This window comes from Cupriavidus sp. USMAA2-4 (genome assembly GCF_001854305.1).
GTDB classification, from domain to species: domain Bacteria; phylum Pseudomonadota; class Gammaproteobacteria; order Burkholderiales; family Burkholderiaceae; genus Cupriavidus; species Cupriavidus malaysiensis.
This window is the reverse complement of record NZ_CP017748.1, coordinates 2,643,632-2,667,010: the sequence shown is the minus strand read 5'-3', so window position 1 is coordinate 2,667,010 and position 23,379 is coordinate 2,643,632. Positions and strand designations below refer to the sequence as shown.

The window sequence follows — 23,379 nt, the reverse complement described above, 5'->3', positions numbered from 1 at the left end:
ACGCCTCGCCGCACCCTGCCGACCTGGCTGCTGCATGCGTGGCGCCGCGGCGTGCAGCGATCGGCGGTGACCGGAATGTGGATAAAAGAACGCCCCCGCGCTTTGGGCCGGGGGCGTCAAACAGGGAAGAACCGGGCACGCATGCCCGACCGCGCAGGACAGAAGGGTTAAGCCCCGCACGGTACCCGCAGCACAAGGCCGCGGACGGGGGTGATCCTAGTCGGCGCGCCGGGGCCGGTCTTGTCTATCTCGTATCCCTATGTATCGACTTTGTATCAGACCCCGGCCTTTCCGTTACCGAGCAGCGCCTTGAGTCCGGCCAGGCGGTCCTTGGGGCTCATGGCCGGGGCCGTGTCCTTGGGCGCCGGCGCCTCTTCCAGCTTCATTTCACCGATGAAGCGCGACGGCTGGCAGGAATAGGTGTCGCGCGCGCGCTTGCGCTTCTTGCACCAGCTGATGTGCAGGCTGCGCTGGGCACGCGTGATGCCGACGTACATCAGGCGGCGCTCTTCCTCGACCTTCTCGTCGCTCATGTCCTCGTCCTCGCGGCAATGGGGCAGGATGCCCTCCTCCACGCCGACCAGGAACACATGCGGGTACTCCAGGCCCTTGGAGGCATGCAACGTCGACAGCCGCACCGCGTCGGGATCTTCTTCGCGGCCCTCGAGCATGCTCATCAGTGCCACCGTCTGTGTCAGCTCGAGCAGGTTCTTGCCCTCGTCGCCGAAGCCGTCGGCGGTGTCGTAGCCAGTGGCCTCGCCCGTGCCGTCGCCACCCTCGGGCTTGGTGCCCTTGCGCTTGAGCCAATCGAGGAATTCCAGCGTGGTGGTCCACCTGGACTGTGCCTGGCGCTCGTCGAAGGTGTCGTAGAGGTAGGCCTCGTAGTGGATGCCTTCCATCAGGTCGTCGAGCACCTGCGTGGCCGGGTCTTTGGCGGCGCGCGCGGCCAGCCGCACCATCGACTCGCAGAACACGCGCAGCGGCTCCAGCTGGCGCGGCTGCAGCTTGCCTTCGATGCCGCCCATCATGGCCGCCTCGAACAGCGAGACCTTGGCCTGGCCGGCGAAGGTGCCCAGCACCTCCAATGTGGTATTGCCGACGCCGCGCCGCGGCGTGGTGATGGCGCGGATGAAAGCAGGGTCGTCGTCCGGATTGGCGATCAGGCGCAGGTAGGCGCAGATGTCCTTGATTTCCGCCTTGTCGAAGAAGCTCTGCCCGCCCGACAGCACATAGGGAATGCGTTCGCGGCGCAGGATCTGCTCGAACAGGCGTGCCTGGTGATTGCCGCGGTACAGGATGGCATAGTCGCGGAACTGCGCGCGGCGCTCGAACTTGTGGGCCGACAGGCGGAACACCACGGACTCCGCCTCATGCTCCTCGTCGTTCATCGGGTTGATGGCGACCGGGTCGCCCATGCCGTGCTCGCTCCACAACTTCTTGTCGAACAGCTTCGGATTGTTGGCGATGACGGCGTTGGCCGCTTCGAGGATGCGCACCGTGGAGCGGTAGTTCTGCTCCAGCTTGATCACTTTCAGGTCGGGGAAATCGGTCTGCAGCAGGCGCAGGTTGTCGAGCGTGGCGCCGCGCCAGCCGTAGATGGCCTGGTCATCGTCGCCGACCGCGGTGAAGGCCGGCGCGCGCAGGTGCGAGCCACCCGCCAGCAGCTTGAGCAGCTGGTACTGGCAGGCATTGGTGTCCTGGTACTCGTCGACCAGGAAGTAGCGCAGGCGGTTCTGCCACTTCAGGCGCACCGTCTCGTCGCGCGCGAACAGTTCGGCCGGCAGGCGGATCAGGTCGTCGAAATCCACCGCCTGGTAGGCATGCAGCGTGGCCACGTAGTTGCGGTAGACCAGCGCGGCCTGGTGCTGGTCGGCATCGGCGGCCTGCGCGATGGCCGCTTCGGGATCGACCATGCCGTTCTTCCACAGCGAGATCGTGCCCTGCACGCTGCGGATCAGCTTCTTGTCGGTGGTGCCGAGCTGTTCCTGCACCAGCCCGAAGCAATCGTCCGAGTCCATGATCGAGAACTGCGGCTTCAGGCCCACGTGCTCGGCCTCGGCGCGCAGGATCTGCACGCCGAGGGAGTGGAAGGTACAGACCGTCAGCTGCTTGAGCGGCAGACGCTTGCCTTCGCGCGTGGTCTTGCCTTCCATCAGCTTGCCGATGCGCTCCTGCATCTCCTTCGCCGCCTTGTTGGTGAAGGTGACGGCGGCGATGTGGCGGGGCTCGAAGCCCTTGTCCTCGATCAGGTGGGCGATCTTCTGCGTGATCACCCTGGTCTTGCCCGAGCCGGCGCCGGCCAGTACCAGGCAGGGACCATCGAGATAGCGGACAGCTTCGGATTGGGCGGGATTGAGTCCGTGGGTCATGCGCGGGAAGACAGCGTGGAAGTGTGACGGGAACGGCCGGGCCGCGGATGCGGTGCGGCGTGTGCAGGATCCGGCGCGCCTCGGCACCGTGCAAGCGGAGGATGTTAACACGCGCCGCCGCCGGGCCAGGCTGCTCGACGAGGCCTTTGTCCCCGGCCGTCATGTAACGCGCCGTAATGCTCTGTAATGAAAAGTAATGGCCGGGATCGCGTCCCGGATGGCGGTCTCTAAGAAGGATAGAGAGCTTGTATGACGGCTGCTCCAACACTGCTTCAACCAGGTGTGGCCTCATCATCACAAGGGAGCTGTCCTATGCGAACACAGAAGCGAGCACGTCCGGCTCTGGCCAAGGCCATCCTGATCAGCGCCACGCTGGTGGCGTTCGCCGGCTGCGCGGACATGTCGCCCAAGCAGCGCAACACCGCCATCGGCGCCGGTATCGGCGCGGTCGGGGGTGCAGTGCTGACTGGCGGCGATGCGCTGGGCACCGTCGGCGGCGCGGCCGTGGGCGGTGTCATCGGCAACGTCACCACCCCGAACCGCAGGGGCCGGTGAGCCCTGCCCCGCCGGCCCGGGGCGCGTTGACAAAGCGGGGGGCGTCCCGTACATTGCGCGCATCCGGCCGGGAGAGCGCGCGAGGCATCGCGCCGCCGAAGGGGTATCACCCGAAAACTCTCAGGCACCATGGACTGGTCGGATCGGCGGGCAATATGCACACGATGCACGCCGTACTCTGGAGAGCGACACCCGCCATCGTTCGCATGAATGACGGTGAGCGTGTCCACCGAAGGGGCGCGCAGGGCCCGGTTCCGCCAGGAGCCACCCTGTAATCTCTCAGGTATCGAGGACAGAGGGGTCATCCGCCGCAGCGGATTCGCAGCGCGACGCGCGCGAGCCATGCGGCGGATGGCCCTTTTTTCGTTTTCGCAACCGCAGAGATCCGTCCCCGAGGAACCCATGACGCTCCAGGCCACGCCCCTCAATGCCATCCACCGCGCCCTCGGCGCCCGCATGGTCGACTTCGGCGGCTGGGACATGCCGGTCAACTACGGCTCCCAGATCGAGGAACACCACGCCGTGCGCAGCGACGCCGGCATGTTCGACGTCTCCCACATGTGCGTGGTCGACCTCGCCGGTCCCCACGTGCGCGCCTTCCTGCGCGGCCTGCTGGCCAACAACGTGGACAAGCTGCAGACGCCGGGCAAGGCGCTCTACTCCTGCATGCTCGACGACAAGGGCCACGTCATCGACGACCTGATCGTCTACTTCTTCGCCGAAGACCGCTTCCGCCTGGTGGTCAACGCCAGCACCGCACCCACCGATATCGAATGGATCCGCGCCCGTAATGCCGCCACCGGCAGCGGAGTCGCGATCACGCCGCGGCGCGCCGACAACGCCCCCGCGGGCGTGGCGCCGCTGGCCATCGTCGCGGTGCAGGGCCCGAACGCGCGCGCCAAGGTATGGGGCGCCTTCCCCAGCACCCAGCCGAGCGAAGCGCTCAAGCCCTTCAACGCCCTCGTGGTGCAGGACCCGGCCATCGGCGAAATCATGGTCGCACGCACCGGCTACACCGGCGAGGACGGCTTCGAGCTGGTGGTGCCGGCCGACAACGTCGCCGCGGTGTGGGAAAAGCTGGATGCCGCCGGCGTGCGCCCGGCCGGCCTGGGCGCGCGCGACACGCTGCGCCTGGAAGCGGGCATGAACCTGTATGGACAGGACATGGATATCCACACTTCGCCGCTGGATGCGGGCCTGGCCTGGACCGTCGACCTGCAGAGCGAACGCGACTTCACCGGCAAGGCCGCCCTGCTGGCCGACGGCCAGAAGGCCGCCTTCGCCGGCCTGGTCCTGCGCGACAAGGGCGGCGTGCTGCGCGCCCACCAGACCGTCGTCACGCCCGCTGGCAACGGCGAGACCACCAGCGGCACCTTCAGCCCGACCCTGTCCCTTTCGATCGCCTTCGCCCGCCTGCCGCTGGGCGCGCAACCCGGCGACAGCGTCGAAGTGGAGATCCGCGGCCGCAAGCTGGCGGCGACTGTGGTTAAACTGCCGTTTGTGCGCAATGGCAAGGCACTCGTGAGCTGACGCTCGCAACGGTCAAACAAGGTCAAGAGCCAACGGTCATGGCGCGCCCGCGCGCGGGCGCGCCCAGAACAGACGAACCAACCGAATCCGGAGAATCCACATGAACTTCCCCCCCGAACTCAAGTACACCGAGTCGCATGAGTGGGTGCGCGTCGAAGCCGACGGCACGCTGACCATCGGCATCACGGACCATGCGCAGGACGCGCTGGGCGACATCGTCTTCCTCGAGCTGCCCGAAGTGGGCCGCAGCGTCGGCGCCGGCGACGCGCTGGCCGTGGTCGAGTCGGTCAAGGCCGCCTCCGACATCTACGCGCCGGTGGCCGGCGAGGTCATCGCCATCAACGACGCCGCCAGCGCCGAGCCGGAGAGCGTCAACGCCAACGCCTTCGAGGCCTGGCTGTTCAAGCTGAAGCCGGCCAACGCCGACGACGTCAACGGCCTGATGTCGGCCGACGCCTACAAGGCCAGCGTCGGCGCCTGACGCCGCGCGGCCCCGGCGACGGGGCCGCCGAGACCGAACGACCGCGCGGCGGCCGGCCGACCACCGGCGCCGCGCCTGACGAGACCCCTGCCATGAATGCCCCGCTGCCCATGAACGCCGCCCACGCCCGTCCCACGCTGGCCGAACTGGAGGCGCGCGACGCCTTCGCCGGACGCCACATCGGCCCCGACGCCGCCGAACAACAGCACATGCTGAAGATGCTCGGCTACGACAGCCGCGCCGCGCTGATCGACGCCGTGATCCCCGCCGCCATCCGCCGCCGCGACCCGCTGCCGCTGGGCGAGTTCGCCGAGCCGCTCAGCGAGGAAGCCGCGCTGGCCAGGCTGCGCGCCCTCGCCGGCAAGAACAAGGTGTTCAAGAGCTTCATCGGCCAGGGCTACTACGACACGCATACACCCGCCGTGGTGTTGCGCAATATCTTCGAGAACCCGGCCTGGTACACCGCTTACACGCCCTACCAGCCCGAGATCTCGCAGGGCCGCCTGGAAGCGATGCTGAACTTCCAGCAGATGGTCACCGACCTGACCGGCCTCGACATCGCCAATGCCTCGATGCTGGACGAGGGCACCGCCGCCGCCGAGGCGATGACGCTGCTGCAGCGCGTCAACAAGCATGCCTCGCAGACCTTCTACGTCGCCGACGACGTGCTGCCGCAGACGCTGGAAGTGGTACGCACGCGCGCCAAGCCGCTCGGCATCGAGGTCAAGGTCGGGCCCGCCGCCGAGGCCGCGGGTGCGCATGCCTTCGGCGTGCTGCTGCAATATCCCGGCGTCAACGGCGACGTCAATGACTACCGCGCCATCGCCGACGCCGTGCATGCCGCCGGCGGCCTGGTGGTGGCCGCCGCCGACCTGCTCGCGCTGACCCTGCTGGCCGCGCCCGGCGAATGGGGTGCCGACGTCGCGGTGGGCAACTCGCAGCGTTTCGGCGTGCCGCTCGGCTTCGGCGGCCCGCACGCCGGCTACATGGCGGTCAAGGACGCGTTCAAGCGCTCGATGCCGGGCCGCCTGGTCGGCGTGACCGTCGACGCGCAAGGCAACAAGGCCTACCGCCTGGCCCTGCAGACGCGCGAGCAGCACATCCGCCGCGAGAAAGCCACTTCGAACATCTGCACCGCGCAGGTACTGCTGGCGGTGATGGCCTCGATGTACGCGGTCTACCACGGCCCGGCCGGCCTCAAGCGCATCGCGCAGCGCGTGCACCGCCTGACGGCGACGCTGGCCGCCGGCCTGGAAGCACTTGGCTTCGCGCGCGCCAATGCCACCTTCTTCGACACACTGACGCTCGAGACCGGCTTCAACACCGAGGCCATCCATGCCGCCGCCAGCGCGCGCGGCATCAACCTGCGCCATGCCGGCGCCACCCGCGTCGGCGTATCGCTCGACGAGACCGCCACGCGCGAGGACGTCATCGCGCTGTGGGAGATCTTCTCGCATGGCAAGCCCCTGCCGGCCTCGCTCGCCTTCGATGCCATCGAGGCCGCGGCGCAGGACGCCTTCCCCGACGGCCTGGCCCGCCAGAGCGCCTACCTGACGCACCCGGTGTTCAACACGCACCACGCCGAGCACGAGATGCTGCGCTACCTGCGCATGCTGGCCGACAAGGACCTCGCGCTCGACCGCACCATGATCCCGCTGGGCTCGTGCACGATGAAGCTGAACGCCACCAGCGAGATGATCCCGGTGACGTGGCCCGAGTTCAGCCGTATCCACCCGTTCGCGCCGCTGGACCAGACCGTCGGTTACCGCGAGATGATCGACCAGCTCGAGGCGATGCTGTGCGCCGCCACCGGCTATGCCGCCGTCAGCCTGCAGCCGAACGCCGGCTCGCAGGGCGAGTACGCCGGCCTGCTGATCATCCACGCCTACCATGCCAGCCGCGGCGAGAGCCACCGCGACATCTGCCTGATCCCGTCCTCGGCGCACGGCACCAACCCGGCGTCGGCGCAGATGGCCGGCATGAAGGTGGTGGTGGTGGCCTGCGACGAGAACGGCAACGTCGACCTGGACGACCTGGCGAAGAAGGCCGAGCAGCACAGCAGCAACCTGGCGGCCATCATGATCACCTACCCGTCCACGCACGGCGTGTTCGAGCAGGGCGTGCAGCAGATCTGCGAGATCGTGCACCGCCACGGCGGCCAGGTCTACGTGGACGGCGCCAACATGAACGCCATGGTCGGTACTGCCGCGCCTGGACAGTTCGGCGGCGACGTCTCGCACCTGAACCTGCACAAGACCTTCTGCATCCCGCACGGCGGCGGCGGCCCTGGCGTGGGCCCGGTGGCGGTCGGCGCGCACCTGGCGGACTTCCTGCCCAACCAGGACAGCGTGGGCTACCGCCGCGACGACAACGGCATCGGCGGCGTGTCCGCCGCGCCATTCGGCTCGGCCAGCATCCTGCCGATCTCGTGGATGTACGTCGCCATGATGGGCTCGGCCGGCCTGACCGCCGCCACCGAGAATGCCATCCTCGCCGCCAACTACGTCGCCAAGCGCCTGTCGCCCCACTACCCGGTGCTGTACACGGGCCAGCACGGCCTGGTGGCGCACGAGTGCATCCTGGACCTGCGTCCGCTGCAGAAAGTCACCGGCATCAGCAACGAGGACGTGGCCAAGCGCCTGATGGACTACGGCTTCCACGCGCCGACGATGAGCTTCCCGGTGCCGGGCACGCTGATGATCGAGCCGACCGAAAGCGAAGCGCTGCACGAGCTGGACCGCTTCATCGACGCGATGATCGCCATCCGCAAGGAGATCGCGCGCGTGGAAGACGGCAGCTTCGACCGCGAGGACAACCCGCTCAAGCACGCCCCGCACACCGCCGCGGTGGTGACTGCCGACGCCTGGCCCCACCGGTACACGCGCGAGGAAGCGGCCTACCCGCTGGCGTCGCTGCGCACGCAGAAGTACTGGCCGCCGGTCGGCCGTGCCGACAACGTGTACGGCGACCGCAACCTGTTCTGCAGCTGCGTACCCATCGGCGAGTACGCGCAGGACTGAACGACCGGGGCCGGAGCCGGCTCCGGCCCGGCCCCACGCAGGAATCCGGAGTCAGGAGTCGCGATGTGGAACCTGAGTGCTCCCTGGTGGGAGTTCGTGCTGCGCGGGCTGATCGTCTACGGCAGCGTGCTGGTACTGCTGCGCGTGACCGGCAAGCGCCAGATCGGGCAGCTCACGCCCTTCGACCTGGTACTCCTGCTGGTGCTGTCCAACGCGGTGCAGAACGCCATGAACGCCGGCGACAACTCGGTCACGGCGGGGCTGATCCTGGCCGTCACGCTGGTTGCGGCCAACCTGCTGCTGGCCACGCTGACGGCGCGCAGCCGCCGCTTCGAGCGGGTGGCCGAGGGCCGGCCCGAGGTACTCGTCCACGACGGGCGGGTCTACCATGAACTCATGCAGCGCGAGCGCATCACCCGCGACGACCTGCACAAGGCGCTGCGCCGCGCCGGCTGCGAGCGCCTCGGCGACGTGCACGTGGCCATCCTGGAAACCGACGGCAGCATCAGCGTGCTGGTGCACCGGGAAGCGCCGGCGACGCCGCGCGAGGCCGCCGGCTCGCTGTGGCACCAGGGCGCGGCGGACGACGACACGGTCTGAGGCGGCCAGGGCCCTCACCCACCACCACGGCTGACCGCCATCCGGCGATCCGCCAGGCCATCGAGAAGGAGACTATCGTGGCTGTCAGCGTCTTCGACCTGTTCAAGGTCGGCATCGGCCCCTCGAGTTCGCACACGGTCGGCCCCATGCGCGCGGCCGGCCTGTTCGTCCATGGCCTGGAGCGCGACGGGCTGCTGTCGCGCGTGGCCACGGTGCGCGTCGAGCTGTACGGCTCGCTCGGCGCCACCGGCAAGGGACACGGCACCGACCGCGGCGTCATCCTCGGCCTGATGGGCGAAAGCCCCGACACCGTCGATCCCGACGGCATCGCCGCACGGCTGGCCGCGCTGCGCGCCGGCGGCCGCCTGGCGCTGCTGGGCCGGCACGAGGTGCCCTTCGTCGAGAAGGAACACATCGCGTTCTACCGCCGCGAGGCCATGGCGGAACACCCCAACGGCATGAAGTTCCATGCCTTCGACGCGGCCGGGGCCACGCTGCGCGAGGCGCGCTACCTGTCGGTCGGCGGCGGCTTCGTGGTCACCGCCGGCGCGCCCAATACGCAGGTGCTGGAGGCCGAGCGCCAGCTGCCCCATCCGTTCCGCAGCGGGCGCACCATGCTGGAGATGGCCGCCGCCAGCGGCAAGTCCATCGCGCAGCTGATGCTGGAGAACGAACTGGTCTGGCATGGCGAAGCCGAGGTTCGCGCCGGCCTGCTGCATATCTGGGACGTGATGCAGGCCTGCGTCGCGCGCGGCTGCCGCACCGACGGCCTGCTGCCCGGTCCCTTCCAGGTGCGCCGGCGCGCCCCGGAACTGTTCCGCCACCTGACCGAACGCGCCGAGCGCGCCTTGTCGGATCCCCTCTCCGCGCTGGACTGGGTCAACCTCTACGCCATCGCCGTCAACGAGGAGAACGCCGCCGGCGGCCGCGTGGTGACCGCGCCGACCAATGGCGCCGCCGGCATCATCCCTGCCGTGCTGCACTACTACGACCGCTTCGTGCCGGGAGCCAGCGCACAAGGCGTGGTGGATTTCCTGCTCACCGCCGGCGCCATCGGCCTGCTCTACAAGCTCAACGCCTCCATCTCCGGCGCCGAGGTGGGCTGCCAGGGCGAGGTCGGCGTGGCCTGTTCGATGGCGGCCGGCGCGCTCGCCGCGGTGCTGGGGGGCAGTCCGGCCCAGGTGGAGAATGCCGCCGAGATCGGCATGGAGCACAATCTCGGCCTGACCTGCGATCCGGTCGGCGGCCTGGTGCAGATCCCCTGCATCGAGCGCAACGCGATGGCCGCGGTCAAGGCGGTGAATGCCGCCCGCATGGCCCTGCGCGGCGACGGCATGCACTATGTGTCGCTCGACTCGGTGATCAAGACCATGCGCGAGACCGGCGCCGACATGAAGACCAAGTACAAGGAGACGGCACGCGGCGGCCTGGCCGTGAACATCGTCGAGTGCTGAGCGCCGGCGCTCCGGCGCGCCGGAGCGATGGGCGGCGGGCGCGGCGGAAGCAGGCCAGGCGGGCGGACAGGACGAAGCGGACGAAGCGGACGGAAAGCACGAGTCTGCACTTTTTGCTAGGCTGGCGTCCTGCCCGCCTTCGCCGCGCCGCGGCGGGCAGGTGCAGCACGCGCCCGGCGCGGCCTCTCTTGCGACAACGAACGGGATCACCCCATGATCAAAGTCAGCATTCTCTATCCGTACCAGGAAGGCGGCAGGTTCGATTTCGACTACTACCAGTCGCGCCACATGGCGCGCGCCGACGAGCTGTTCCGCAGCGCGCCAGGCTACCGCGGCTACGCCATCGAACGCGGCCTGGGTGGCGCCGCCCCGGGCTCGGCACCGGCCTACGTGGCCATGGGCCACTTCCTGTTCGACGATGCCAAGGCCTTTGCCGCCGCCTTCGGGCCGCACGCGGCCGAGCTGCAGGGCGACATCCCCAACTACACCGACGCCAGGCCATTGATCCAGCTCAGCGAGGTGCTGCTGCCGCGCTGAGCCGGGACGCGCCGCCGGCCGGCGCCACCTCCCGTGCGGCCTGAAATGGCCCCGCACTGGCCGCCACGCTGGCGCGCGGCGAGTTCGCGCCGACCGTCAATGTCCTTCGCCCGGCCGGCCCTGCCCGGTCGCCTCTGCGCGACCGGGCGCGTGGTCCGGCGCGGCAGGCGTCAGGGACGCAGCAGCCCCGGGAAACTCAGGAGGCCCAGCTGTCGCAGCTCTGCCGCACCGTGTCGCGCAGGCTGCGCGATTCCGCATAGGTCCGGCGCAGCCAGCGCTGGTCGCCGCTGCGGCTTGCCGCCAGCGCGCGGATATTGGCCAGGGCCTCGAGCGAGCCGAGCGCCTCGGCATGCGGCACCAGCGCATCGCAGATCGACAGGATGTGATCGGCGATCGGCACCCGCGTCAGCTCGTTGGGATGCACATACTCGCCCTCCAGGCCGAAGCGGCAGGCCTGGAAACGGTTGAAGGTGTAGACCAGGTAGTCGTCCTCCTGCGGCATGAAAGGGCGCGCCAGCAGCAGGTAGCGCGCCAGCGCCTGGATGTAGGCGGCGATGTCGCAGGCCTGCCGCACCGTCAGCGGCGTGTCCATCACGCGGACTTCGATGGTGCCGAATTCCGGCTTGGGCCGGATGTCCCAATAGAAGTCCTTCATGCTCTCGATCACGCCGGTGGCGTGCATCTTGTTGAAGTAGGCGGTGAAGGCGTCCCAGGTCAGCACGAAGGGCGCGCGCCCGCTCATCGGGAACGCGGAGACCGAGTTCAGGCGCGCCGAGGCGAAGCCGGTATCGACGCCCTGCACATAGGGCGAGGATGCCGCCAGCGCGATGAAGTGCGGCACGTAGCGGCCGATCGCATGCAGCAGGTAGAGCGACTCGTCGGCGCTCGGGCAGCCGATGTGCACATGCTGGCCGAATACCGTGAACTGCTTGGCGAGATAGCCGTACAGCTCGGAGATGTAGCGGTAGCGCGGCGAGTCGGAGATGGTGCGTTCGGACCACTGCTGGAAAGGGTGGGTGCCGCCGCCGCAGATGCCCAGGTTGAGCGCGTGCGAGGCCTCGACCATCAGGTCGCGCATGGTGCCGAGTTCATCCAGCGCCTGCGCGTAGCTGTGGCAGATGCCGGTGCTGATCTCGATCATCGACGGGCTGATCTCTGGCTTGATGTCGCCCTCGTGGCGGGCGCCCTTGAGCGCGCGCAGCAGGTCGGGCGCAAACGGCGCCAGGTCATAGTCGTGCCGGTTGACGAGCTGCAGTTCCAGCTCGACGCCGAAAGTCAGCGCCTCGGAGTGCGTGAACGATTCCAGTGACATCAGTGCGCCCCTCCATTGCCATGGCCATGACTGTTGCCGCCACGCACCTCGCCGGCGAAGCGCAGGCCCAGCGCGGCCAGCGCGGGCGCCAGCAGCTGCTCGATGGCCAGCGTGCACAGGATGATGGCGGCCAACGGCTCGCCGGTGTCGGGATAGAGCCGCGCCACGGCGCTCATCAGCAGGAAGGCCAGCCCGGACATCGGCCCCAGCGCCAGCCCGAGCGCCATGCATTGCTTGAGGCTCAGCCCGGAGAAGGAGCCCAGCGTCACCACCCCGGCCAGCTTGGCGGCGTGGCGCAGCACCACCAGCACCACCGCCGCGGCACCGCCGACGGCCCAGTCGTGGGCCGTCAGCGGCAGGCCCAGCGAGACCACCATGACGATGATCAGCAGGCTGCCCGCACTGCCGAAGTGCGCCGGCCACACATGCGGCTGGCGGTCCTGGTGCTTGAACACCACGCCGGCCAGCATCAGCGTCAGCGGCATGGACAATTTTAGTACCTGCGTCAGCGCCAGCGCGAACAGCACCAGCCCGACCAGTACCAGGAAGCTGTAGTGATCGTCACTCGACATGCGCGCATAGATGGCGTGGCCGGCCTTGCCGACGCCCCAGGCCAGCGCGCAGGAGCCGACCAGCAGGTAGAGCGGGTGCAGCAGCGCGGCGCCCAGGTTGCCGTACTCGGAGTGCAGCCAGCCGGTGGCGAGCTGCACGATGATGGCCGCATAGATGCTGTTGAGCGCGGCCAGGGCCAGCAGGCGCTCGGTCACCTGGCCCTCGGCGCGCAGTTCGTTCTTGAGTTGCAGCACGATGGTGGGCGAGGTGCTCACCGCGATGCCGCCCGCCAGGATCGCCACCGCCGGCACCACGCCCATCCACTGCAGCACCGCCGCCACCAGGCCCCAGGTCAGCAGGCTCTCGAAGGCACTGGTGAAGAGCAGCCAGCGGTTGGCCCGCAACCAGGTGATGGAAAGGCGGTGGCCCAGCTCGAACAGCGCCAGCGCCAGCGCCATGTCGATCAGCACATGGGTCTGGGCCAGCATGTTCTCGTCGAGGATGCCGCGGCCCAGGGTGCCGGCGGCCAGGCCGGCAGCCGCATAGCCGATGATGCGTGGCAGGCGCAGCCAGGCGCGGCAGATCTCGCCGGCCAGGCCCGCGCCCACCAGCGCCAGCCCTACCCAGAACAGCCCGCCGGGGGCTAGCGGCAGGCTGGGAAACAGTTGGCTCAGTCCAGTCATGGCTGCCATGGTACTGGAAGCCCGTGACATTCCGTGTCGGAGTTTGTCCGACACCGCCCCCATCAGTGCGGCAACAGCCGCCAAGTTCGACCAAAAACCAGCCATCCAGCAGAAAAGGCCGGGGCAACGACCACTGTGCGGCCGCTCACACTCCCCACAGCTTCCACTTGGGACGCGTCGCCCGCAGCGCGGTCTCGACCTTGGCGTAGAGACTGCGGCTGCGCCCTTGCGCCGCACCGCGTGCGCGCGCCTTGCCGAAGTACTCCAGCGCAGTCTCGCGCCGCTCCATCCCCAGCGCGGCCTGCACCGCGACCAGGCAGGCCTCGGCATCCCAGTCGTCGCGCACGGCGAAGGCCGCGTCGAAGTCGGCCAGGGCCTCGGCATGGCGCTGCTGCTCGGTCAGGATCAGCGCGCGCTGCACGCGCGGGCCGGCCGCGTCGCGTGCATCGTCGCCGGCCAGCGCAATGGCCTGCTCGAACAGCGGGAACGCCCGCGCGCTGTCGCCGAGGCCGCGCCAGACCAGCCCGAAGCGGTTGAACAGCCAGGCATCCTCGACCAGCAGCGCACGGCGCTGCAGCGCTTCGATCTCCGCACACAGGTCGGCACGGTCGTGTTCGTGGGCGCCGACGGCGGCAGCCTGCAGCAGGGCTGCCAGATGCGCGCGCGCATGAGCCATGGCATGCGCCGACTCGCTGCGCGCCTCCACCGGCAGGCCATCCAGGCGCGTATCCATGTGGGCCAGCGCGATGCGCGCCGACTCGGTGGCCTCGCCGCCGCCGATGGCCAGCCAGGCCGCCATCAGGCGGCTGACCACCCAGCCGACGTTGGCCGGATCGCGCTCGACCGGGTAGCGGTTGAGCACCTCGCCGGCCGCTTCCACCGCCTTGTGGTGGTCGCCCGCCTCGGCGTAGCTGTCGAGCAGGTCGATCCACTGCGCGATGAACTCGCTGGCGGCAATGCCCTTGCGATGCAGTTCGATGCGCTCGGCCACGTGAGCCGCGCCGGCCGGCAGGCTGCGCGCCAGCAGGCGGCACAGCAAGGCGTACAGGTGGGGGTCGGCGTCGCCGCCATGGCCTTCCGCGCTGCCCTCGCCACCGTCGAAATAGTGCTCGAAGCGCTGCTGGCCCAGGCGCAGCGCCTGCACCAGCTGGGGCCGCAGCGCGGTCTCGGCCGCGGGCGTTTCGGCGATCAGGTCGGCCAGCGCCTCGGCCGCGCGGTAGTAGCCGGCCGCGTCCTGGGCCTGGGTATCGAAGGCGAAGCGCTGCCACAGCTCACTGACCGCGGCGGCGTTGCCCGCAGCGGCGGCGGCCTGCTGGCGCCACGCCAGCGCGCGTACCTGCGCCTGCGGGTCGGGCTGCTGGCGCAGATAGGTGTCGAGGTCGTCGAGGGCACCGGCGATGTCGCCGACGCCATGCCGCAGCGGCGCGCGCAGGCGCCTGGCCTGCGGATGGTCCGGCGCTGCCGCCAGCACCTGGCCGGCCTGGTCGAGCGCCACCGCGTCGCCGCCCGCGGCGTCCATGCCGAGCAGGCCGGGGTTGTCCAGCGCGATGCGGCCGAGGCAAACCCGCAGCATCGGCTCGGCGCGCTCGCCCGCCGCGTTGACGTGTTCGACGCACAGCGGCAGGATCTCCTCCACGCCGAGATCGGGTGCGCGATACAGCAGCGCATACCAGAAGCGGCCGGCCTCGGCGAACTCGCCCAGGCGGAAGTGGGCCAGGCCGGCATGCAGCAGCGCGGTCCAGTCGCCCGTGGCGAGGCCGTTGCGGCGGGCCGCCTCGTGCAGCCAGGGCAGCGCTTCCCGGCAGCGGCCCTCGCTCATCAGCAACAGGCCGTAGCGCAGCACCAGCAGGCCGCGCGAGGCCAGGCGGTGGGCCGGCTGCAATGGCTGGCTCGACAGCGCCACCAGCGCCTCGTCGAGGATGGCGTAGGCGCGCGCCTTGTCACCACGGTCGAAGGTCAGCCGCGCCAGCAGCAGCACGTAGTCCACCACTTCCGGATGCGCGCGCGCTAGCTGGCCGGCGATCTGCAGCGCCTCGTCATAGCGCTCCGCGTTGGCCAGTTCGACGGCATGCGCGTAGCTCACTTCCTGCACGGACACGACAACTCCTTCTGCTCAATCTGAATGTGCGAGTGCGGATTATGCGCCAACGGCAGCACCAGCATCGCGAGCAATAGCGGCGAAAAAAAACGCCACCCCCCGCTGGAGTGGCGTTTTATGCCCTTGAGACGTGCGCTGGCTTACTTGCCGCCGACCGTCTGCAGCACGGTCCACTTGCCGCCCACGACCTTGTAGACGGTGATGCCGCCGTCCTTCAGGTCGCCGCGCGCGTCGTACGCCAGGGTCTTGGTGGTGACGCCCTGCATATTGGTCGCCGCCAGTACCGGCAGGTAGCGCGCCGGGTCGGCCGAGCCGGCCTTGATCATGGCCGTCATCATCGCGGTGGCGCCGTCGTAGGCATACGGCGAATAGGTCTGCACCTTGCTGCCGAAGCGCTTCTCGTACTTCTGCTCATATGCCTTGCCGCCCGGCATCTCGTCCAGCGGCAGGCCGGCCAGCGACACCACCGTGCCCTCGGCGGCCGTGCCGGCCAGCTTCAGGAAGTTGTCGGTCTTGGACATCTCGCCCGATACCATCGGCGACTTGATGCCCAGTTCCTTCATCTGCTTGGCCATCGGCGCGGACTGCGTCTCGGCGCCGCCGTAGAAGATGATGTCCGGATTGGCACGCTTGATGTTGGTCAGCACGGCCTTGAAGTCCACCGCCTTGTCGTTGGTGTACTCGCGCCGCACCACCTTGCCGCCGGCCGCCTTGGCCGCCTTCTCGAACTCGTCCGCCAGGCCCTGGCCATAGGCGGTGCGGTCGTCGACGATGGCGATGTTCTTGGCGCCCAGCTTCTTGACCACGAAGGCCCCGATCACCGAACCCTGCTGGGTGTCGGAGGTCATCATGCGGAAGGTCGTCTTGAAGCCCTGGCGCGTATACTCCGGCGCCGTCGCCATGGCGATCTGGGGGATGCCGGCGCGGTTGTAGACCATGGAGGCCGGGATCGTGGTGCCCGAGTTGAAATGGCCGAGCATGCCCTGGATGCCGGAATCCACCAGCTTCTGCGCCACCACCGAACCGGTCTTGGGGTCGGCCTGGTCATCCTCGGAGACCAGCACGAACTTGACCGGCTTGCCGCCGATCTTCGGCTTGGTGGCGTTCATGTCCTCGATGGCGAGCACCACGCCGTTCTGCATGTCCTTGCCATACTGCGCCTGGCCGCCGGTCATCGGCGCGGCGAAGCCCAGCTTGATCTCCTGCGCCTGCGCGAAGGCGGTGGTGGAGGCCATGCCTGCGGCGGCCAGGGCGACGGCCAGCGCCGTCTTGTGCAATGTCGAGTTCATCAGTTCTCCTTGGTCCCTTTGGGTCCCGATTGATGCCGCTTCCGGCAGTATGCGCGGAACGCCTTTGCGGCGCCTCGCTTTCTTGCGCAGGCAGGCAGGATCGCCGCCTGCCCGCGCGGTCCGATGTCCGTTGACGGCCGCAGCCGTTTCAGCCGTTTCAGCCCTTTCAGCCGATGGTCATCAGGCTGGCATTGCCACCCGCCGCGGCCGTGTTGACCGACAGCGAGCGCTCGATCACCAAACGCTCCAGGGCCACATCCGGTTCACCGTGGGCCAGTCCTTGTACGCCGACGATGGGGCCCGTCCGTGCCGCCACCTGCTGGCAGACCGTGCGCAGCCGGTCGGAGTCGCCGTGATGCAGCACGGCGTCGTAGCCACAGTCCGGCGCCGTCCAGTCGGCCACCAGGCGGACGCGCGATTGTACTGCCTGGGGCAGGCGCTCCCGCAGCGCGCGGCTGGCCTTGTCGTCGGGCCACAACGCCGGCGCGCCGACCGCCAGTGCCGCCGCCAGTTCGAGCAGCAGGTCGCCCTCCTCCTGCGCCAGGCACAGCACGCCTTCGCGCGGCAGCACGGTATAGGTATTGCGCTCGCCGGTGGGGCCCGGCAGCGTCACCTCCAGGCCCGCGGGCGAAGCGGCCGCGTAGCTGCGGCAGGCCTCGGCCAGCGCCGGATGCGGCTCGCCTGCCCACGCACCCAGCTCGGCCAGCAAGGCCAGTGCCGCCCGGCCGCCCGCCGTGCGCGGCGCGAGATCGCCCGCCGCGTCGTTGCCGCTGGTGCCGGCGCGCGCATCGGCGCGCGCCACCGCCAGTGCCGCGGCGCCGGCCGGGCGCAGCGCCAGCAGCCGGGGCAGGTAGAGCGGACCGCCGGCCTTGGGCCCGGTGCCCGACAGGCCCTCGCCGCCGAACGGCTGCACGCCGACCACGGCGCCGACCATATTGCGGTTGACGTAGAGGTTGCCGGCATGGATGCGCGCCACGACGTGGGCGATGGTCTCGTCGATGCGGGTATGCACGCCCATGGTCAGGCCGTAGCCGGTGCCGTTGATCTGGTCGATCAGCGCATCGAAATCTTCGCGCGCATAGCGCACCACGTGCAGCACCGGGCCGAATACTTCGCGCTGCAGTTCGTCGATGCTGTCGAGCTCGATCAGCGTCGGCGGCACGAAGGTGCCGTGCCGGCACGCCTCGGTCAGCGCCACGTTCGGCTCGGCCTGGTGCACGCGGCGGCCCTTGGCGCGCATGGCCTCGATATGGGCAACGATGCCGGCACGCGCCTCCTCGTCGATGACCGGCCCGACGTCGGTGGAAAGCCGGTCGGGATTGCCCAGCACGAGGTCCGCCATGGCCCCCTTCAGCATCTTGAGGACCCGCTCGGCCACGTCTTCCTGCAGGCACAGCACGCGCAGCGCCGAACAGCGCTGCCCGGCGGAGTCGAAAGCGGACTGCATCACGTCGGCCACCACCTGCTCGGCCAGCGCCGAGGAGTCGACCACCATCGCGTTCTGGCCGCCGGTCTCCGCGATCAGCGGAATCGGGCGTCCGCCGGCATCGAGGCGGCCGGCCAGGCTGCGCTGCAGCAGGCGCGCCACTTCGGTGGAGCCGGTGAACATCACGCCGCGCACGCGGGCATCGGCCACCAGCGCCGCACCCACGGTCTCGCCGCGGCCCGGCAGCAGCTGCACCGCGCCGGCCGGCACGCCGGCCTCGCGCAGCAGGCGCACCGCCTGGGCCGCGATCAGCGGCGTCTGCTCGGCGGGCTTGGCCAGCACCGGATTGCCGGCTGCCAGCGCGGCCGCCACCTGGCCGGTGAAGATGGCCAGCGGGAAGTTCCACGGGCTGATGCAGACCACCGGCCCGAGCGGGCGGTGCGAATCGTTGGAGAAGTCCGCGCGCACCTGGGCCGCGTAGTAGCGCAGGAAGTCCACCGCCTCGCGCACCTCGGCGATGGCATTGGAGAAGGTCTTGCCGGCCTCGCGCATGATCACGTTCATCAGTGACTGCATCTGCGCTTCCATCAGGTCGGCGGCGCGTTCCAGCGCGGCCGCGCGGGTCGCCGGCGGGGTCGCCTGCCAGATCGGCGCGGCATTGGCGGCGGCCGCGAGCGCGGCCTGCACCTCGGCCTCGCCAGCCTCGACCACGTGGCCGACCACGTCGCGCCGGTCCGCCGGATTGAGTACCGGCACGGGTTCGCCCGCTGCACCCGGCTCCGCCGCCGCGCCCAGCATCGGCTCGGCCAGCGGACGATCGCCCGAGGCCGCCAGCAGGGCCGACGACAGCGACGCCAGGCGCTGCTCGTTCGACAGGTCGATGCCGGCGGAATTGGCGCGCACCGCGCCGTACAGTTCGCGCGGCAGCGGGATGCGCGGATGCGGGCGGCCGAGCACGTTTTCCTCGCGGTGCAGGCGCTCGACCACGGCCACCGGATCGGCGACCAGGTCTTCGATCGGCACCGAGTCGTCGCCGATGCGGTTGACGAAGGAGGTGTTGGCGCCGTTCTCCAGCAGGCGCCGCACCAGGTAGGCCAGCAGCGTCTCGTGCGTGCCTACCGGGGCATAGATGCGGCAGGGGCGGTTCAGCTTGCCCTGTGCGACCGGGCCGACCACCTGCTCATAGAGCGGCTCGCCCATGCCGTGCAGGCACTGGAATTCGTACTGGCCTGGATAGTAGTTGTGTCCGGCGATCTGGTAGATGGCCGCCAGCGTATGCGCGTTGTGGGTGGCGAACTGCGGGAAGATGGCGTCGGGTGCGGCCAGCAGCTTGCGCGCGCAGGCCAGGTAGGACACATCGGTGTAGACCTTGCGCGTGTAGACCGGGTAACCCTCCAGGCCGTCGACCTGCGCCCGCTTGATCTCGCTGTCCCAGTAGGCGCCCTTGACCAGGCGGATCATCAGGCGGTGGCGGCTGCGGCGCGCCAGGTCGATCAGGTAGTCGATGACGAAGGGACAGCGCTTCTGGTACGCCTGCACCACGAAGCCGATCCCGTTCCAGCCGGCCAGCTCCGGCTCGAAGCACAGGCGCTCCAGCAGGTCGAGCGACAGCTCCAGGCGGTCGGCCTCCTCGGCGTCGACGTTGAGGCCGATATCGTAGTGGCGTGCCAGCTGGGTCAGCGACTTGAGGCGGTCGTACAGCTCGTTCATCACGCGCTCGTGCTGGGCCCGGCTGTAGCGCGGATGCAGTGCCGACAGCTTGATCGAGATGCCCGGCCCCTCATAGATGCCGCGCCCGCCCGAGGCCTGGCCGATGGCATGGATGGCCTGTTCGTAGGCGGCGAGGTAGTGCTGCGCGTCGGCCTCGGTCATGGCCGCCTCGCCCAGCATGTCATAGGAGTAGCGGAAGCCGTCGGCTTCGTAGCGGCGCGCGTTGGCCAGCGCCTCGGAAATGGTCTCGCCGGTGACAAACTGCTCGCCCATCAGCCGCATGGCCATGTCCACGCCCTTGCGGATCAGCGGCTCGCCGCCCTTGCCGATCAGGCGCGTGAGGGCATGGGTGAGCCCGGTCTCGGTGTGGGTGGTGACCAGCTTGCCGGTCAGCAGCAGGCCCCAGGTCGCCGCGTTGACGAACAGGGAGCGGCTCTGGCCCAGGTGCGACTGCCAGTTGGCGCCGCTGACCTTGTCGCGGATCAGCGCATCGCGCGTCGCCTTGTCGGGAATGCGCAACAGGGCCTCGGCCAGGCACATCAGCGCCACCCCTTCCTGCGAGGACAGCGAGAACTCCTGCACCAGTCCCTGCACCAGCCCCTGCTTGCTCCAGCCCGGGCTCCCGCCGGCCTTGCGCTCGCGCAGGCGCCGCGCCAGCGCCGCCGCCATGGCCACGGCCGCCTCCGACTGCACCGCTGGCAGGCGAGCCTGTTCCAGCAGCACCGGCACCGACTCTGGCTCGGGCCGGCGATAGGCGGAGGTGATGGCTGCGCGCAGCACCGATTGCGGCTGCACGCTCTGCGCGAATTCGAGGAAGGGCTGGGGCGCGCTCTCGGCGGCCGCGGCGTCCGCGCCGTCGGCCGCGCCCGACTCCGCCGCATCGGCGGCACCGTGCGGCAGCAGGCCGTTCTCGATCTGCTCGAGGTAGCTGAAGATGGCCTGCTTGATCAGCCAGTGCGGCGTGCGGTCGATGCGCTGGGCGGCGCGCTTGAGGCGCTCGCGCGAGGCGTCGTCGAGCTTGACGCCCAGGGTGGTGGTAGCCATGCGTGCGGTTCTCCTGGCTGGGCCGCGACCGGCCGTGGTCGCTGCGGCAATCGTTGGGTTGGCGCCATCTTACGCCGCCCGCAAGCCGCGGTGCAACCAGGTGCAACCAGCGTTTTCATAGGGGTAAACGCGGTTGCACCTCAAATATCCCGCTGGCGTGCAGCCGGGGCCGCTCAGATCCGCAGCGGATCCACCTCCAACTGCCAGCGCACGCCCTTCGCGGCCTCGCCGATGCCATCGAAAGTCAGCACCCATGCGCTGATAAACCTTTGCAGCGCCGCGCGCGAGTGGCTTTCCACCAGCATCTGGGCACGTTCGCGGTTGGCGACCCGCACCATCGACATCGGCACCGGATCGTGCAGTTGCACCTCGGGCGCCGGCACGCCCTGCTCCGCCTGCCGGCGCGCGGCCTGCAGGAAGGCCAGCGCCCGGTCCAGCTGGCCGTGCTCGGCCGTCAGCAAGGCCTGGTAGGCGAAGGGCGGCAGGCCCGCCTGGCGGCGTTCGCGCAATTGGGCGCCAGCGAATCCATCATAGTCATGGCGGGCCAGCGCCTGCAAAGCCGGAGCGTCGGGGTAGCGCGTCTGGATCAGTACCTCGCCCGCCAGGCCGGCCCGTCCGGCGCGCCCGGCCACCTGCATCAGCGAGGCGAACAGGTGCTCGGCGGCGCGGAAGTCGTGGCTGAACATGGCGGCGTCCGGGTGGACGATGCCGACCAGCGTGACGCGCTGGAAGTCATGCCCCTTGGCCACCATCTGCGTGCCGACCAGGATGTCGACCTCGCCGGCGTGGACATCGTCGAACATGGCCTGGGCGCTGCCCTTGCGGCGTGTCGAGTCGGCATCGATGCGGGCGATGCGGGCCTGTGGAAAACGCGCCGCCAGGGCCTCTTCGACCCGCTGCGTGCCGCGCCCCAGCGGAGCGATGTCCATATTGCCGCAGTCGGGACAATGGTGCGGCACCGGCGCCTCCAGCCCGCAATGGTGACAGCGCAGCCGCCGCTCGGGCCGGTGCAGCACCAGGTAGGCGGAACAGCGCGGACAGCCGGACAGCCAGCCGCAGGCATCGCAGGCCAGCACCGGCGCATAGCCGCGCCGGTTGAGGAAGAGCAGGCTCTGCTCGCCGCGCTCGAGGCGCGCCTGCACCGCGTCCAGCAGCGGCACCGACAACCCCTCGTAGAGCGGCCGCTGGCGCTGGCGCTCGTGGTTCAGGTCGACCAGCCGCACCGCTGGCAGCACGGCGTCGGCCTGGGCGCGCTCGCGCAGCACCAGCTTGCGGTAGGCACCTTGCTCGGCGCGCCACCAGGATTCCATCGAAGGCGTGGCCGAACCCAGCACCACCGGAATGCCGAGCTGCTTGGCGCGCCAGACCGCGAGGTCCCGCGCCGAGTAGCGCAGGCCGTCCTGCTGCTTGTAGGAGGTATCGTGCTCCTCATCGACCAGGATCAGCGCCAGGCGCGGCAGGGAGGCCATGATGGCCATGCGCGTGCCCAGCACGATACGCGCCTCGCCGCGATGCGCGGCCAGCCATTGCAGGCTGCGCTCCTGCTCGGCCAGGCCGCTGTGCAGCACCGCCAGCGGCTCGCCCGGAAAGCGCGCGGCCACGCGCGCCTGCAGCTGCGGCGTCAGGTTGATCTCGGGTACCAGCATCAGCACCTGGGCGTGCGGGCCGGCGGCCAGCGCCTGCGCGATGGCGTGCAGGTAGACCTCGGTCTTGCCGCTGCCGGTGACGCCGTGCAGGAGGAACGGGGAAAAGCCCTGCGCCGCGCCGATCGCCTCGACCGCCTGCCGCTGCTCCGCATGTAGCGGCGGCGGCTCCGAGGGCGCCCGCCCGGGCTCGGTTGCCAGCAGCGGGCGGGCACGGGTCTCGGCCTCGATCCATCCAGCCTCTTCCCATTGCGCGAGGCGGGCCGGCGCGGCGCTGCACAAGGCGCGCGCCTCGCTGGCGGACAGGCCCGGCCCGCCATCCTCGCCGGCATCGTCGGCCGCGGCCGTCAGCGCCTGCGCCAATGCCATCACGCTGCGCGCACGCGCCGGCACGCTGTCGAGCAGGGCCTGGCCGGCCCCGGGCAGCAAGCGATAGAACCTGCCCTGCGCCCGCTGCGCGAGCCCCGCCCAGCCGGCGCTCTCGCGCAAAGCGGGAGGAAGGGCCGGCAGCATCACTTCACCGAGGCAGCGATGGTAGTAGCGAGCCGCAAAGACGGCCAGCGCCATCCAGTTCGCATCGAGCGGAGGCAGCCAGTCCACCTGCGCCCTCACCGGGCGCAGCCGCTCTGCCGGCACCTCGCTGCTGTCGGCACGGCCCAACACCACGCCGACCAGCTCGCGGCGGCCGAAGGGCACGCTGACGATCGCGCCGGGGGTGGCAGCGCCGCTGCCGAGGTAGTCGAAGCTGTCGGCCGCCGGCGTATCCAGGGCAACGCGCACGATGCCGGGCTCCGCGGCGGGAAACACCGCAGCCAGCCCCGCCGCGGCCGTTACGACGTCGGCCGCGCAAGCGCTGGCGGTGTCCTCGGTGGCGGGATTCACGGGTGCGTTCCCCGCGCATGCGGCGGGCGGCGCACCAGGGGTGGGCGTCGCGCCGCGCCGCCCTTGTGCGCCGCCGCCGCGGGCAAATTTTGGGTGCGACGCAGCATCAACTTAAAGTAAAACATCAAATGTGCCTCTAAGTCGATGATCGATGACGGCTTTTCCACTGCCCCCCGGCTGCCTGTGGATAACTT

The 23,379-nt window shown here is 69.8% G+C and carries 14 protein-coding genes and 2 riboswitches; of the genes, 7 read left to right on the top strand and 7 right to left on the bottom strand.

Features of this window, described 5'->3' with window-relative positions:
• Positions 1-275 precede the first annotated feature (275 nt).
• On the bottom strand, positions 276-2,369 hold the full coding sequence (locus BKK79_RS11625) for a UvrD-helicase domain-containing protein (RefSeq protein ID WP_071037751.1): 2,094 nt from the start codon (positions 2,367-2,369) through the stop codon (positions 276-278).
• Positions 2,370-2,681: 312 nt separating this feature from the next.
• On the opposite strand from BKK79_RS11625, the gene BKK79_RS11620 reads away from it, so the two are divergent.
• The 7 genes from BKK79_RS11620 (at position 2,682) to BKK79_RS11590 (ending at position 10,546) form a co-directional block, all read left to right on the top strand.
• On the top strand, positions 2,682-2,924 hold the full coding sequence (locus BKK79_RS11620; RefSeq protein ID WP_071010360.1) for a glycine zipper 2TM domain-containing protein: 243 nt from the start codon (positions 2,682-2,684) through the stop codon (positions 2,922-2,924).
• A gap of 58 nt (positions 2,925-2,982) precedes the next feature.
• A riboswitch (glycine riboswitch) is annotated at positions 2,983-3,071 on the top strand.
• 21 nt (positions 3,072-3,092) lie between these two features.
• Positions 3,093-3,230: riboswitch (glycine riboswitch) on the top strand.
• Positions 3,231-3,326: 96 nt separating this feature from the next.
• Positions 3,327-4,454, top strand: a complete 1,128-nt coding sequence (gcvT, locus tag BKK79_RS11615) for a glycine cleavage system aminomethyltransferase GcvT (protein WP_071010362.1) — start codon at positions 3,327-3,329, stop codon at positions 4,452-4,454.
• A 100-nt stretch (positions 4,455-4,554) separates the two neighbouring features.
• Positions 4,555-4,935, top strand: a complete 381-nt coding sequence (gene gcvH, locus BKK79_RS11610; RefSeq protein ID WP_071010364.1) for a glycine cleavage system protein GcvH — start codon at positions 4,555-4,557, stop codon at positions 4,933-4,935.
• Between the two features lie 92 nt (positions 4,936-5,027).
• Positions 5,028-7,955: an aminomethyl-transferring glycine dehydrogenase gene (gene gcvP, locus BKK79_RS11605; protein WP_071037750.1), complete on the top strand. Its 2,928-nt coding sequence runs from the start codon at positions 5,028-5,030 to the stop codon at positions 7,953-7,955.
• 63 nt (positions 7,956-8,018) lie between these two features.
• Positions 8,019-8,555 carry a DUF421 domain-containing protein gene (locus BKK79_RS11600; protein WP_071010368.1) on the top strand — a complete coding sequence of 179 codons (537 nt, stop codon included), beginning with the start codon at positions 8,019-8,021 and terminating at the stop codon, positions 8,553-8,555.
• 77 nt (positions 8,556-8,632) lie between these two features.
• The gene (locus BKK79_RS11595; RefSeq protein WP_071010370.1) at positions 8,633-10,009 is read left to right on the top strand and encodes an L-serine ammonia-lyase; all 1,377 of its coding nucleotides are present in this window, start codon (positions 8,633-8,635) and stop codon (positions 10,007-10,009) included.
• Positions 10,010-10,222: 213 nt separating this feature from the next.
• Complete coding sequence (locus BKK79_RS11590) at positions 10,223-10,546, top strand: EthD family reductase (protein ID WP_071037749.1); 324 nt, start codon at positions 10,223-10,225, stop codon at positions 10,544-10,546.
• 196 nt (positions 10,547-10,742) lie between these two features.
• On the opposite strand, the gene BKK79_RS11585 is transcribed toward BKK79_RS11590, so the two are convergent.
• The 6 genes from BKK79_RS11585 to BKK79_RS11560 all read right to left on the bottom strand — a co-directional run bounded on the left by BKK79_RS11585 (position 10,743) and on the right by BKK79_RS11560 (position 23,119).
• Positions 10,743-11,858, bottom strand: coding sequence for a YbdK family carboxylate-amine ligase (locus BKK79_RS11585; protein ID WP_071010373.1), 1,116 nt, complete (start codon positions 11,856-11,858; stop codon positions 10,743-10,745).
• Positions 11,858-13,093, bottom strand: a complete 1,236-nt coding sequence (locus BKK79_RS11580; protein ID WP_083384175.1) for a cation:proton antiporter — start codon at positions 13,091-13,093, stop codon at positions 11,858-11,860. The genes BKK79_RS11585 and BKK79_RS11580 overlap by 1 nt, the downstream gene beginning before the upstream one ends.
• A 145-nt stretch (positions 13,094-13,238) precedes the next feature.
• Positions 13,239-15,191, bottom strand: a complete 1,953-nt coding sequence (locus BKK79_RS11575; RefSeq protein WP_071037748.1) for a tetratricopeptide repeat protein — start codon at positions 15,189-15,191, stop codon at positions 13,239-13,241.
• Positions 15,192-15,331: 140 nt separating this feature from the next.
• Positions 15,332-16,480: a branched-chain amino acid ABC transporter substrate-binding protein gene (locus BKK79_RS11570; RefSeq protein ID WP_071010378.1), complete on the bottom strand. Its 1,149-nt coding sequence runs from the start codon at positions 16,478-16,480 to the stop codon at positions 15,332-15,334.
• A 166-nt stretch (positions 16,481-16,646) separates the two neighbouring features.
• Positions 16,647-20,660 (bottom strand): trifunctional transcriptional regulator/proline dehydrogenase/L-glutamate gamma-semialdehyde dehydrogenase, encoded by a 4,014-nt coding sequence (gene putA, locus BKK79_RS11565; protein ID WP_071037747.1) that lies wholly within the window; start codon positions 20,658-20,660, stop codon positions 16,647-16,649.
• A 173-nt stretch (positions 20,661-20,833) separates the two neighbouring features.
• A complete protein-coding gene (locus BKK79_RS11560) occupies positions 20,834-23,119 on the bottom strand; it encodes a primosomal protein N' (protein WP_071038519.1) in 2,286 nt (761 codons plus the stop codon).
• Positions 23,120-23,379: the final 260 nt, after the last annotated feature.

Bases quoted from the DNA above. Each gene is read 5' to 3' on its own strand.
- BKK79_RS11625 (WP_071037751.1), bottom strand. From the start codon at position 2,369: ATGACCCACGGACTCAATCCCGCCCAATCCGAAGCTGTCCGCTATCTC.
- BKK79_RS11620 (WP_071010360.1), top strand. From the start codon at position 2,682: ATGCGAACACAGAAGCGAGCACGTCCGGCTCTGGCCAAGGCCATCCTG.
- BKK79_RS11580 (WP_083384175.1), bottom strand. From the start codon at position 13,093: ATGACTGGACTGAGCCAACTGTTTCCCAGCCTGCCGCTAGCCCCCGGC.
- BKK79_RS11570 (WP_071010378.1), bottom strand. From the start codon at position 16,480: ATGAACTCGACATTGCACAAGACGGCGCTGGCCGTCGCCCTGGCCGCC.
- gcvH (WP_071010364.1), top strand. From the start codon at position 4,555: ATGAACTTCCCCCCCGAACTCAAGTACACCGAGTCGCATGAGTGGGTG.
- BKK79_RS11585 (WP_071010373.1), bottom strand. From the start codon at position 11,858: ATGTCACTGGAATCGTTCACGCACTCCGAGGCGCTGACTTTCGGCGTC.
- BKK79_RS11600 (WP_071010368.1), top strand. From the start codon at position 8,019: ATGTGGAACCTGAGTGCTCCCTGGTGGGAGTTCGTGCTGCGCGGGCTG.
- BKK79_RS11590 (WP_071037749.1), top strand. From the start codon at position 10,223: ATGATCAAAGTCAGCATTCTCTATCCGTACCAGGAAGGCGGCAGGTTC.
- gcvT (WP_071010362.1), top strand. From the start codon at position 3,327: ATGACGCTCCAGGCCACGCCCCTCAATGCCATCCACCGCGCCCTCGGC.
- putA (WP_071037747.1), bottom strand. From the start codon at position 20,660: ATGGCTACCACCACCCTGGGCGTCAAGCTCGACGACGCCTCGCGCGAG.
- gcvP (WP_071037750.1), top strand. From the start codon at position 5,028: ATGAATGCCCCGCTGCCCATGAACGCCGCCCACGCCCGTCCCACGCTG.